The organism is Bacillus bingmayongensis (assembly GCF_000299035.1).
Lineage (GTDB): Bacteria > Bacillota > Bacilli > Bacillales > Bacillaceae_G > Bacillus_A > Bacillus_A bingmayongensis.
Window position 1 is genome coordinate 1131856 of record NZ_JH921518.1, and the last position, 12374, is coordinate 1144229.

The 12374-nt window shown below is 37.2% G+C and carries 13 protein-coding genes; 3 read left to right on the forward strand and 10 right to left on the reverse strand.

The annotated features are described in order from the left end of the window. Positions 1-329 precede the first annotated feature (329 nt). The 3 genes from Y7E_RS0120320 to Y7E_RS0120330 form a co-directional block, all read right to left on the reverse strand. Positions 330-1820, reverse strand: a complete 1491-nt coding sequence (locus Y7E_RS0120320; RefSeq protein ID WP_026049286.1) for a coproporphyrinogen III oxidase — start codon at positions 1818-1820, stop codon at positions 330-332. A 138-nt stretch (positions 1821-1958) separates the two neighbouring features. Further along, positions 1959-2171 (reverse strand): LPXTG cell wall anchor domain-containing protein, encoded by a 213-nt coding sequence (locus Y7E_RS0120325; protein WP_017153108.1) that lies wholly within the window; start codon positions 2169-2171, stop codon positions 1959-1961. Positions 2172-2251: 80 nt separating this feature from the next. Beyond that, on the reverse strand, positions 2252-3124 hold the full coding sequence (locus tag Y7E_RS0120330; protein WP_017153109.1) for a Cof-type HAD-IIB family hydrolase: 873 nt from the start codon (positions 3122-3124) through the stop codon (positions 2252-2254). Positions 3125-3260: 136 nt separating this feature from the next. Between Y7E_RS0120330 and Y7E_RS0120335 the strand changes: the two genes are divergently transcribed. Beyond that, entirely contained in the window at positions 3261-3875 is a 615-nt protein-coding gene (locus tag Y7E_RS0120335; RefSeq protein WP_017153110.1) for a DNA-3-methyladenine glycosylase, read from the forward strand. Positions 3876-3900: 25 nt separating this feature from the next. On the opposite strand, the gene budA is transcribed toward Y7E_RS0120335, so the two are convergent. The 3 genes from budA to Y7E_RS0120350 form a co-directional block, all read right to left on the reverse strand. Continuing rightward, positions 3901-4659 carry an acetolactate decarboxylase gene (gene budA / locus Y7E_RS0120340; protein ID WP_017153111.1) on the reverse strand — a complete coding sequence of 253 codons (759 nt, stop codon included), beginning with the start codon at positions 4657-4659 and terminating at the stop codon, positions 3901-3903. Between the two features lie 21 nt (positions 4660-4680). Next, positions 4681-6372: an acetolactate synthase AlsS gene (alsS, locus tag Y7E_RS0120345; RefSeq protein WP_017153112.1), complete on the reverse strand. Its 1692-nt coding sequence runs from the start codon at positions 6370-6372 to the stop codon at positions 4681-4683. Between the two features lie 384 nt (positions 6373-6756). Next, complete coding sequence (locus Y7E_RS0120350) at positions 6757-7110, reverse strand: YlbF/YmcA family competence regulator (protein WP_017153113.1); 354 nt, start codon at positions 7108-7110, stop codon at positions 6757-6759. Between the two features lie 705 nt (positions 7111-7815). Here Y7E_RS0120350 and Y7E_RS0120355 point away from each other — a divergent pair. Next, entirely contained in the window at positions 7816-9204 is a 1389-nt protein-coding gene (locus tag Y7E_RS0120355) for a YheC/YheD family endospore coat-associated protein (protein WP_017153114.1), read from the forward strand. Positions 9205-9224: 20 nt separating this feature from the next. Here Y7E_RS0120355 and Y7E_RS0120360 read toward each other — a convergent pair whose 3' ends face one another. Next, the gene (locus Y7E_RS0120360; protein ID WP_017153115.1) at positions 9225-9470 is read right to left on the reverse strand and encodes a hypothetical protein; all 246 of its coding nucleotides are present in this window, start codon (positions 9468-9470) and stop codon (positions 9225-9227) included. A 294-nt stretch (positions 9471-9764) separates the two neighbouring features. Here Y7E_RS0120360 and sasP point away from each other — a divergent pair, with 294 nt between their 5' ends. Next, entirely contained in the window at positions 9765-9968 is a 204-nt protein-coding gene (gene sasP, locus Y7E_RS0120365; RefSeq protein WP_017153116.1) for a small acid-soluble spore protein, SasP family, read from the forward strand. Between the two features lie 50 nt (positions 9969-10018). Here the strand turns inward: sasP and Y7E_RS0120370 are convergent, their stop codons facing one another. The 3 genes from Y7E_RS0120370 to Y7E_RS0120380 are packed head-to-tail and all read right to left on the reverse strand — an operon-like array spanning position 10019 to position 12264. Then, positions 10019-10753, reverse strand: coding sequence for an amino acid ABC transporter ATP-binding protein (locus Y7E_RS0120370; RefSeq protein ID WP_017153117.1), 735 nt, complete (start codon positions 10751-10753; stop codon positions 10019-10021). 28 nt (positions 10754-10781) lie between these two features. Next, positions 10782-11480 carry an amino acid ABC transporter permease gene (locus tag Y7E_RS0120375; RefSeq protein WP_017153118.1) on the reverse strand — a complete coding sequence of 233 codons (699 nt, stop codon included), beginning with the start codon at positions 11478-11480 and terminating at the stop codon, positions 10782-10784. Continuing rightward, a complete protein-coding gene (locus Y7E_RS0120380) occupies positions 11467-12264 on the reverse strand; it encodes an amino acid ABC transporter substrate-binding protein (RefSeq protein ID WP_017153119.1) in 798 nt (265 codons plus the stop codon). Before Y7E_RS0120380 ends, Y7E_RS0120375 begins: the two co-directional genes overlap by 14 nt. Positions 12265-12374 lie beyond the last annotated feature (110 nt).

Genomic DNA, 12374 nt, shown 5'->3' on the forward strand with positions numbered 1-12374 from the left:
CCCCTTTTCACTTTCATAAATCTATCATTTCGTGTATAAGTTGACATTTCCTCTACATTTTTACCTTCTTTTTCTGATCATTCTCGACACTGTTTTACAAATATATATCCATTTTGATTTTCAGGCATATAAGTATCTGCTATGAAAACAAAAGGAAATCCCCACTCGTTTCCTCCTTTTGTTCTCACTTGGCATGGGGCTAAATAAGGCACTGACCGCTTCTATGCACGGACGGATCCTCTCTTCCACCCACAAAGAAAGGTTTTTATTTATAAAAAAAGAAACTGAAACCTAAAGACCCGCAATATACGAACCTTTAGGCCAGCCTCTTAAGAGAATAGCTCTTTTAAAATTTCAAGCTTATCTTCTGTATATTTGATATAACCATCATTATATGATTTCGGATCTTTCGGGTTTGCGAAATGTGTAATTGCCCCCGTTTTTGGATGAACAAATTTACTTGATGCACCGCAGCCAAGACCGATAATAGATTGTACTTCTTCCATAATTACGATATTATAAATGCTTTCTTGCGATGGCATTGCGTAACCAACATTTTCTAAGTTACCTAAAATGTTCTTTTGGCGATATAAATAATATGGTACGTAGTTATGATTCTTCGTCCACTCTTCTGCCTCATGCATCATCGCTGTAATTTCTTCACGACCTGCTACTTTATATTTACGCTTGTTTTGCGTCATTTCAGAAGCACGTTTAAATGATAATGTGTGAACTGTTAATGATTCTGGCATTAACTTTTCTGTTTCATCTAGCGTATGTTTAAAGATATCTAACCCTTCACCTGGAAGACCAATAATTAAATCCATATTAATATTGTTCATTCCCATTTTACGTGCTAAATGATACTTCTCAATCGTTTCTTCCACCGTATGATGGCGTCCGATTGCTTTTAACGTTTCTTGATGGTACGACTGTGGATTAATACTAATACGGTCAATGTTCCATTTATTTAGTACTTCTAATTTTTCTGGTGTAATCGTATCTGGACGACCTGCCTCAACTGTTACTTCACGTACTTCTTTCACATCCGGGAACGATTGGTACATTTCTTCATACAACATATCCATCTCTTCTGCTGTAATACTTGTCGGTGTACCGCCTCCGTAATAAATCGTTGTAACCTTAACACCTTTTTCCTTTAAGAACTTACCGATTTCACGAACTTCATAGTGCAGACCGCCTAAGAAAGAATCAACAGATCCTTGACGTCCATTAATCGCATAAGCCGGGAATGTACAATACGCACATTTTGTCGGACAAAACGGAATACCGATATAAATACTTACTTCTTCTTTCAAACGATATAAATCTGGAACAACTGCTAATTGGCAGTCAACAATGCGTTGCAGAAGCTCAATTTTTTCTTCATGAATTAAATAACTTTCACGAAGTTCTTTATGCGCTTCTTCTTTTGACATACCATTTTGCAGCATTTTGTGAAGAAGTTTCGTTGGACGTACTCCCGTTAAAATGCCCCAACTTTGCTCAATCCCAGTTAGCTGCTGTAAAACAGAAAGATACACATAAGAAACAACGTGCTTTACTTGTTTCATACGTTCTTTTTCTACTGTAAAGAAAGATAAATCTTTTTCAAACGTTTCTTCATATACATTGCCAGTTGCAACGTCTGTTAAACGAGCTGAAGCTGTCACATTTCCTTCTATCTGTATTTCAACAATAAGATTTGCATCTTCTTTCTCAAATCCTATCGTGCTTTCCTCAAAAAATAAGCCGCTAATATTTTGCAGCGGACGTAAAAAACGATCATCTTGTAACGTTTTAATTGAAATTAACAACACTTATCACCTTTTCATTTGTAAACTCTCTTTAGTTTACTTGAAGGGCGTTTTCAGGTCAATATAGAAGGTTTTTCCTTATTCCTTCTACTAAATAAAAGGCACAAGAGATAGTATCATCCCTTGTGCCTTTTATTTTTATCAAACTCTTTTAGTTATAAATCTCAAACGAATTCCTAACAGAATTAAGATACCGCCAAGAAGCGGAAGCCAATTCGTAGAATGACCTGTCGCTGGTAATTTTTGATCCCCATTAGAAGTTTGTTCACTTGATGATTTATCTTTATCCAAGTGTCCTTCTGATGAAGTTCCCGGTTTACCTGGTTCTTTTTCTTTTTCATTTTCTACTTCCACTTTGACTACATCTTTCTAACAAATAACGGATTAAAAAATGAAGAAACGTAGCTTAAAAGCTACGTTTCTTCAGTAATGCGTCATCGTTTATGAACCTGCGAATGATTTTTTAGAAATGGAAGTGGAAATTGCTTTCGAAAATGTTCTTTAATCATATACTCGACCCCATTTTCACTATTAGAACGAGTAATCCAATCTGCTGCTTGCTTCAATGGAATAGGTGCATCTCCCATCGCAACTCCTAATCCAACACTCGTAATGACATCTAAATCTTCCAAACTATCTCCAATCGCCACCATTTCATTCAATTCTATTCCAAGGTGTTCTCCTAATAATTGCAATCCTCTTAGTTTCGATACATGTAGCGGAAGAATTTCTGCCCTTCCCCCATCGGATTCTATATACTCGACATTTTTAAACGCTTTTCTCAACGTTTTAAGCGCGCGTTCTCTTTCTCCTCTACTCGCAAAGACAACATCAATTTTCGGAGCTTCAACAGGCTGATCACGAAGTGTGTCACCTAATGAATCTACAAATTGAACAGGATAAAATAATGGATCCGTACTTGATAATACAGTGCGCGCAATTAAATTTGGTGTATTTTGCTCACGGTTACCAATAGAAAAACGTTCATGTGAAATACGGATATTACATTCAAAATGTTCAAGTACTTGCACGATATTAAACGTTTTCTCTTCTGATAATCGTTTTTGAACGAGTGGTTTATCTAATGACGCAGAAATAAAAGCACCGCTATGCGTAACTAATATGGAATCTAGTTTTAATGACTTTGCTATTTTATGAGCTGATTGAAAGTGCCGACTTGTAAACAGCGTAACATATACACCTTTTCGTTTCACAAAATCAATAGCTTCTCGTGTTCCTTTTGATATCTTCCCATTCTTCTGTAGTAGTGTCCCATCTATATTAAGAGCCAACAAGCGATAAATCATGTCGTTTTCCCTCCTCTTAGCTGCTTTTACTCTATCCATAATTTATGAAATAAATTTATTAATTAGAACGAGTTAGAATCCTCACCACAAATTTGGTTTAATATATACATATATCAGCAGTAAAGGAGCTACCAATATGAAAGCACCTCCTTCTTTTTATGAAGGCGATACATTAGAAGTCGCTAGACATTTACTTGGTCATAAACTTGTACATATAGTAAATGGAATAAAACGGAGCGGATTCATTGTAGAAGTAGAAGCATATAAGGGACCAGATGATAAAGCAGCCCATAGCTATGACGGGAGGCGAACCGAACGAACAGAAATTATGTTTGGTGCGCCTGGGCATGCTTATGTGTATCTTATTTATGGTATGTATCATTGTTTTAATGTCATCACTGCTCCAGTTGGCATCCCCCAAGGAGTTCTCATCCGTGCACTAGAGCCAGTCGATGGAATAGAAGTAATGAAAATAGCGCGTTATGATAAAACTGACATTACAAAAACGCAATATAAGAACTTAACAAATGGACCTGGAAAACTATGCCGTGCGCTCGGTATTACTTTAGAGGAACGTGGGCTATCTTTGCAAGGTGATGAACTCTATATTGAATTAGTTCCTGAGGAAGAACACCTATCCTCTGAATATGATATTACTGCTGGTCCTCGCATTAACATTGACTATGCAGAAGAAGCTGTGGATTATCCTTGGCGTTTTTATTTCAAAAAACACCCATTCGTTTCTAAGTAAAAAAGAAGCCAATTTGGCTTCTTTTTTACTCTGCACCTTCCGCAGTCGCAATATCCTTTTCAAGGTTTTCTCTTGATAAATCCGCTGCCATAAAATCAGCTGTTTCTGGAAGAGCTAAATGCAGATGTGCTTTCTGACAAATTTGAATCTTACAGTTTTCTACAACAAAGTCAAAAACATGTCCCCCACCGCTTCGTTCATCATCAATATAATGTAAATGATAACCGGCTACTCCAATACCTTGCGCATAATCTGGTGTCCAAAATCCTGCCATTGTTCCTTTTGTACTTGAGAAAGAAAAAATCGGCTGTGATTTTGTCACTTCTACAAGCGGCGTATACGGTTTTGCTTGACGTGGAACGGTTCTCGTTCTTACCTCATGGAATGTTCCATCCATGCGAATACCATAAAATAAATTTTTACTTGGCATTAATTCGTGTAATAAAGCTTCTACTTCTTCACGATTCATCGGGCGATCAATTGTATAACTCATTTCTTTTTCGAAAAATGTTACAGTTGAAAATGGTGTTGTTTCTTCTGGCTCTACCACTTCAGCTGAACCATCGGAACGTAAATGATAAAACTCTCCATCAAAAGCAATCATTTCACCATCTAATTGATCAAACGTACCAATGCCAAAATCACCGTGTTCTTTCAACTTCTCAAAATTAATAATTCCATCATATATACCATCCAATAAAGCTAGCATTGTCGATGTTTGATATACTTCATTATTCGTTTTCATCTTTTTTGCATCAATGTCTAGTAACTGCGCAATGCCCATTTCCTCTCTCCTCCTTTACTATTAGTTCAATTGGTTTGGTAGTAATTTTTCACTTAATTTAATGTTATCGCGGTAATCAATTGGAATATCTACAACTACAGGGCCTTCTGCTTTCATTGCTTCTTTCAACACATCTTCTAACTCTTCTGGAGAATTCACACGAAGTCCAGTAGCACCGAAGCTTTCTGCATATTTCACAATATCAACATCACCAAATTCTGTCGCTGATGTTCTGCCATATTTCATCATTTGTTGGAAGGCTACCATATCATATGTACCATCTCTCCAAACAAGGTGAACAATTGGAGAATTGAGGCGTACTGCCGTTTCTAGTTCCATCGCAGAGAATAAGAAGCCACCGTCACCGGAAACAGAAACCACTTTTTTACCTGGTTCAACCAATGTTGCTGCAATTGCCCAAGGAAGTGCAACCCCTAATGTTTGCATACCGTTACTAAATAATAATCGGCGTGGTTCATATGAGCGGAAGCATCTCGCCATCCAAATGTAATGTGAACCGATGTCACATGCAACCGTTGTTTCATCATCAATTAAGGAACGAAGTGTACGAATTACTTGCAGTGGATGGGTAAGTCCCTGTGAATCACGAACTGGTAATTCAGCTTGTTCGGATAATTTCGCACGTAATTGATCTAATATAGCTTCTGATTTCGTTGACAAGATAAGTCTTGGTAATTGCTCTGCAATGCTGTCTACAGTTAATGCAATATCACCAATTAATTCAGAGCTTGGTTGATAATCATGATCGATATCGGCTTGATGATCATCCAAATGAATAATGGTTCTTTCGCCAAGTTTATTCCAGAATTTTGGGTCATACTCGATTGGATCATAACCAATTGATAACACAAGGTCTGCTTCTTCAAGTAAAATATCACCTGGTTGGTTACGGAATAATCCAACGCGCCCAAAGAAATGATCTTCTAATTCACGTGAAATTGCTCCAGCCGCTTGATACGTTTCAACAACTGGCAACTGTGTATCAGCAATTAACTCACGGATTGCCTTTGTTACTTCATTTGTACTCGCTCTCATACCAAGTAAGATGACTGGTAATTTTGCTGATTTAATTTGTTCTACGACTGCTTCAATTTTATGTATGGGAGCGATACCAAGCTGTGGCTTAGAAAGCGCACCAATGGATGAGACAGATGTTTCAGCAGTCATTACATCTTGTGGAAGACTAACGAGCGTTGCCCCCGGATGTGTAGAAGTTGCACTACGAAATGCATTTGTAAGTGCTTCTGGCACGTTATCAGGATGCTCTACTTCTACGCTATATTTTGTGATTGGTTCGAATAGTGCAGCATTATCCATAGATTGATGCGTACGTTTTAAACGATCTGTACGCGGCACTGCACCTGCTAAAGCAACAACGGGATCACTCTCTGCAGTAGCAGTAACAAGACCTGTCGCTAAATTTGATGTTCCTGGTCCTGATGTAACAAGACATACACCTGGTTTTCCTGTCAATCTCCCAACAGCCGCTGCCATAAATGCTGCGTTTTGTTCATGACGACAAACGATTAACTCTGGTCCACGCTCTTGCAACACATCAAACACAGAATCAATCTTTGCACCCGGAATGCCGAAAACATGTGTAACTCCTTGCTGGGTTAAACAATCGACAACAAGATCGGCCCCTTTTGTTGTTTTTGTTTTCACGTTGCTTGCTTTTACTTCTGTACTCAAACTAATCATCCCTTTATGTCAAAATCGTGTACAATAAAGCTTTTTATGTAAACTACACAACATATTACACCTAGTTAATTAACTTGGTGTAATATGTCCTGTTGATTATTATATTATAAATGTATTACTTTTCCAACAATATGAATTCGACATTATTTTGACAATAAACGATGAAAACCTTTACATTCATTCTATTATATTAAAATAAATATTTATTACGAATTTTCCCATCCTTATCACATATTTTTCAGGCACATTCCTCTACCTTATTTCCTATATAGCTTTAATTTCTCCAATTAATTAAGAACAGAAGATTCCGCCAAAGTACTGATGAATTCCATAGAAAAAAGACGCTTCCCACTAGTTCAGGAAACGTCTTTTACATTAAGCTTGATATGCACTATATAATTCTTCAAGTGGCTTCATAATAATTTTGTTAATATCGCCAATCACAACATTTAAACGTTGCTCTGCTTCCATTAACTTTACAATTTTTGGATCTTGCTGAATAAGCGCTACAACTTCTTGTGCTTTTTGGTTATCTTCTTCTGTAATTTCTTGGCCTTGCATCATCTTTTGTTGTAAGCCCATTTGCATTGTACGGAATTGATCAAATAGTTCTTTTGATGCTGCATCTCCTTGAACTTCTGCATAACTAGCTTTTAAAGCTTGGAAATCTGTATTTTCTGCAATTGCTTTTTGTAATTCATATGCAACATCATGAATGTTTTTTGTCATTGTATTTTTCCTCCTTTAGCGGGCTTGGTCTATAGTCCTCGCCCTTTGAGTACCTTTTGATACGCACCCTCTTACAATAACAAACTATGCACGAGATGTGAAGAAATTTCACTTTATTTATCAATGTATATAAAGTGAAACTTTAATCAGCGGGAGTCTTACTGCCCGCGAATAGCGGGATAAATCTATTTCGATCTTTCCACACATCAGTCACTGCTATGAAAAACAAAAGAGGACCTCCACTCGCTTGCTCCCTCTGTTTTCACTTGGCATGGGGCGAAAAAAGGCCCTGACCGCTTCTATGCATGACCGGATTCTCTCTCACATCCAAAAAGAAAGCTTTTTCAATTTGTATGTATATAGCGGGATAAAACTCCGTCCTAACACATTGATCATCCAAAAATAGAATATCGTTATACGGACAACAGTATAATGATATGGAAGCATGTTTGCAATGTATATAATGAAATTGCTCTGATCCATTTTCACAAGTAACTAATCCATTATCATAAAATTTTACAATAGGAATAAAAAACGATTGAGCAGTCCCCTTTTCTCTTTTTACATAATGGATAAAATAGAGCACTTGGGATTATACATGCTAATGTGAAAACAGCATGATTATTCACTGGCCGAAGAAGCTTCCCACGGCCCATTACGGTTGAATCGATTTAGACCGTAACTGAAAAAGGAGTGACTACTATATTGAAAGATCATATTTACACATTACAAATTTCTATTGATCACCCAAGGTCGCTAACATTGCCCTATATATTTTCTAGTACTTCTCCCTTTACATTTCTTTCCTTCGGTACACGACATACGACATGTGAAAATATTGAAATTCATTATACTTATGCTCACGAAATTATAATAGGCAAGCAGATCGCAGAAGAACTCTTGCTTCCGCCTTCAAACGCCATGCAAGCTTTCATTCAAAATCAAACACTTATCTTTGGACCATTGATTGGTATTTTCACAACTGGTTTTACGGAATCCACTTCTCATCCCATTGGCAATCGTTCTATCAGTTTCAAGGAGTTACTGACCCCACCTCACTCTTTACATCCATTCGTTTTCTTATTTGGTGCACAACATATAAACTGGGATGAAGAAACGATTAATGGATACTTTTTCAAAGAGGAAAGCTGGATGCAATGTAAAGTTCCTTTTCCAAACGTTATTTACGATCGGTTACCTAATCGGCAAGCAGAGATGTATAAACCTATCGTTCGAGCAAAAAAACAATTACAAACAAAGTACGCCATCCCATGGTTCAATCCAGGGTTTTTCGATAAATGGAATATACACCAGATTCTTATGGATAAAAAACCAGTCGCTTCTCTGTTACCTCAAACAGAAACATTTCGGCACTTCGAGCAAGTAGAGCATTTCTTATCATCATACAAACACGTTTATATGAAACCTGTGCATGGTAGTTTTGGAAAAAATATTTTTCAAATTTTTTATTCGACTACAGAAAGCTGTTATTATTGCCGTTACCGAGAAGGCGGACAAAACAAATTACGAAAGTATCACTCTTTAGAAACACTGATCAATCACGTTATGCAAGGACATGATTTAAAACAATTTATTGTCCAGCAAGGAATTGTTTTATTACGTATAGGTGGGCAGCCGGTAGACTTTCGAATTCATACAAATAAAAATCGTTTTGGTAATTGGAGAGTTAGTGCCATCGTTGCGAAAATCGCTGGAAAAGGCAGTATGACAACGCATATAAATAGTGGTGGAGAAGTAAAACTACTCCAAGATATCTTTCCTGATGCGACGGAGCGTGTTCGAATCATGAATAAATTAACAGATGCAGCCTTGCAAATAAGTTCTACTTTAGATCAGTGCATGGAAGGAAATATTGGAGAGATTGGTTTTGATTTAGGTTTAGATAAAGATGGGAAGGTTTGGCTATTTGAAGCCAATTCCAAACCTGGAAGAACTGTCTTTCAATCCGAGAAATTACAAGAACATAGTGAGCTGACGAGGCAGTTATTTTACGAATATGCCTTCCATTTAACAGAACACTCTCGCCCCCGCCCGAAACAGCAATTACGAGAAGATGAAACTTCCGCCTTATGATAGGTGGAAGTTTCACTGTATTACACTAGTTTCACTGTTAGTTCAGTTTGTGTACCACACGCCCCGCAATAGAAAACATGAACACAATATTGCTGAGAATTCTCCCCTGTTAAACCGTCTACTTCTATTAATAAATCTTGATCCATGTATGCACTATAATCATCTATGTAATCCACAACTTTCCCATAATCTTGGAGTACATTTGTACAAGTTGGACAAGAATATGTTTGAGCTTCCAATGCATTACAAAGCGGACATATCGCCATATAAACTCCTCCAAATATAATTCACTCCTCCAATTATAGAGGTTTCATATTTACAATTAGTGTAGCCTTCTTTTAGAAAAATACAACGTTTACCCACTTGTTTATTTCATACTTTTCACACCGAATCATTTACAAATTTTACAAACCATTAACCCGCATATCTTTCTACGTAACATCCATACTATGAGTACATTCACCTCAAACGATGGATTGGCGTCAAACGGGGCGATCATCTGGTTCAACTCCAGCTAATCCAACCAAAAATTTTTTATACTCTAAGGAGGATATATTCCTATGGCAAACCAAAATTCTTCAAATCCATTAGTAGTACCAGGCGCAACAGCTGCAATCGATCAAATGAAATATGAAATCGCTCAAGAATTTGGTGTACAATTAGGAGCAGATTCTACAGCTCGTGCAAACGGTTCTGTTGGTGGCGAAATCACAAAACGTTTAGTAGCAATGGCTGAGCAAAGCCTTGGCGGATTCCAAAAATAAATATATATGGCAAAAAAGGTCTCAGGGCATTCGCCCTGAGACCTTTCTTACTATTGAAGCATTTGCAAGAATTTCTTTGTTCGTTCTTCTTTCGGATTTGTAAATACATCTTCTGGTGTCCCTTGTTCTACAACAACACCGCCATCCATAAAGATAACACGATTCGCAATTTGATGAGCAAAGCGCATTTCATGCGTTACAATCACCATTGTCATTCCTTCTTTTGCAAGTTCTTTCATGACTTTTAGGACCTCTTGCACAAGTTCTGGATCTAATGCTGACGTTGGTTCATCAAATAATAGAACCCCTGGTTCCATCGCAAGCGCACGAGCAATTCCAACGCGCTGCTGCTGTCCGCCTGATAGTTGGAATGGATATAAATTCATCTTGTCACCCAGTCCAACTTTTTCAAGGAAATACGTCGCTTTTTTCTTCGCGTCTTCTTTCCCCATCTTTTTCACTGTAACAAGCCCTTCCATTACATTTTGAATCGCTGTTAAGTGCGGGAATAAATTATGATGCTGGAACACCATACCCGTTTGTGTACGAAGCGTTACGATATCATTCTTCGTTATTTTTTTAGAGAAATCCAGCTCTTTATCACCAATGCGGACGATACCGGCATTTGGCGTTTCTAATACATTAAGGCAACGTAAAAGTGTTGTCTTACCAGAGCCAGACGGTCCAATAATTACAACAACCTCACCTTTTTCTACTGATAAATCGATATGCTTAAGTACAGTGTTATCACCGAAACTCTTTTGTAAATATTGAATTGAAATCATAAAAACAAAAACTCCTTTTGTAAAAGGATTATTTTAAAGTATAACGTTCTGAACGTTTTTCTAATATTTGTTGCACGATAGATAGTAAGAAACAAATCACCCAATAAATAAGACCTGCTTCAAAATAAACGATTAAAAATTCATAATTCATTGCTGCGATTTCCTGTGCTTTTCGGAACATTTCTGTTACTAAAATTAACGATGCTAATGAAGTATCCTTCACTAAACTAATAAATGTATTCGAAAGCGGCGGAATCGATACACGTGTTGCTTGCGGTAAAATAATGCGTTTTAGTGCTTGTGGATATGTCATTCCAATTGTATACGCAGCTTCCCATTGTCCTTTCGGAATAGATAAAATGGAGGCACGAATAATTTCAGATGCATATGCACCAACATTTAATGAAAAACCAATAATAGCTGCTGTATATGGGTCAATCTCAATTTTTAAAGTTGGGAGCCCATAGAAAATAATAAATAATTGTACAAGAAGTGGCGTTCCGCGAATAATAGATACATAGATACGAGCGATCCATTGTAACAGGCGACTACCTGAAATACGAGCTAAAGCCGTCAAAGTCGCTAATATAAGACCGATTACAAATGTGATAAGCGTTAATGGAATCGTCTTGAAAAGAGCACCCTCCAGCATAGGCATGAAGGATGCTTGCATGATATCTATCCATGTAGATAATCGATCTGAAATCAATACACTACTTAGATACATCTTCACCAAACCATTTTTTCGTTATTTTGTCGTACGTACCATCTTTTTTCATATCTTCTAACGCTTTATCTACTTCTTGTACTAATTTATCGCTACCTTTACGGAATAAGAACCCACTTTGTGATGCTTCTTTTTCTGTTGCTGCAATTTTAATATTTGCATCTTTTTTCGTTTGTAAATAGTTTAACACTGATAATTTATCATTGATTGTGAAATCAACGCGTCCTGTATTAAGTAGTTCTACTGCTTGACTAAAGCCTTCTACACCTTGGATTTCTGCGCCATTTTTCTTTGCAAGGTCAGCATAGTTACTCGTTAGAGACTGCGCTGCTTTTAATCCTTTTACATCAGTAAATGAAGCTGGCTTATCTTTGTCCTTTGCAACGACAAGTGCTGCTGAAGAAGAAATATACGGTTTAGAGAAATCATATTTCTTTTGACGATCTTCACGAATTCCGACTTCATTTGCAACCATATCAAATCGTTTTGCATCCAGTCCTGCAAGTAAGCTGTCCCATTGCGTTTCTTTAAATACTGGTTTTACACCTAAACGTTTTGCAACTTCTTCTGCTAACTCAACGTCAAACCCAGTTAGTTTTCCACTTCCATCATGGAATGTAAACGGTGGATATGTACCTTCTGTACCAACAATGATTTCACCGCTTTGTTTTATTTTTTGCAGTGCATCCTGACTAGCTGTATCTTTTTTCTCTTCTTTGCCACAGCCCGCTACAATACCAACCGCTAGTGTAGCTACTGCAAGCACTGAAAATAATTTTTTCATAACGTTAATCCTCCAAGTATTCTGATAGGAATTTAAGAACTATATTGATTGTATGCAATCTTGAACAATTTTTCAATGAAAATGTTCGTCATTAGTGTATCCTTTTTCTT

What these genes read in the sequence shown, in the direction of transcription:
- Y7E_RS0120330 (WP_017153109.1), bottom strand. Translation starts at nt 3,124, where the DNA reads ATGATTTATCGCTTGTTGGCTCTTAATATAGATGGGACACTACTACAG.
- Y7E_RS0120335 (WP_017153110.1), top strand. Translation starts at nt 3,261, where the DNA reads ATGAAAGCACCTCCTTCTTTTTATGAAGGCGATACATTAGAAGTCGCT.
- budA (WP_017153111.1), bottom strand. Translation starts at nt 4,659, where the DNA reads ATGGGCATTGCGCAGTTACTAGACATTGATGCAAAAAAGATGAAAACG.
- Y7E_RS0120350 (WP_017153113.1), bottom strand. Translation starts at nt 7,110, where the DNA reads ATGACAAAAAACATTCATGATGTTGCATATGAATTACAAAAAGCAATT.
- Y7E_RS0120360 (WP_017153115.1), bottom strand. Translation starts at nt 9,470, where the DNA reads ATGGCGATATGTCCGCTTTGTAATGCATTGGAAGCTCAAACATATTCT.
- sasP (WP_017153116.1), top strand. Translation starts at nt 9,765, where the DNA reads ATGGCAAACCAAAATTCTTCAAATCCATTAGTAGTACCAGGCGCAACA.
- Y7E_RS0120370 (WP_017153117.1), bottom strand. Translation starts at nt 10,753, where the DNA reads ATGATTTCAATTCAATATTTACAAAAGAGTTTCGGTGATAACACTGTA.
- Y7E_RS0120375 (WP_017153118.1), bottom strand. Translation starts at nt 11,480, where the DNA reads ATGTATCTAAGTAGTGTATTGATTTCAGATCGATTATCTACATGGATA.
- Y7E_RS0120380 (WP_017153119.1), bottom strand. Translation starts at nt 12,264, where the DNA reads ATGAAAAAATTATTTTCAGTGCTTGCAGTAGCTACACTAGCGGTTGGT.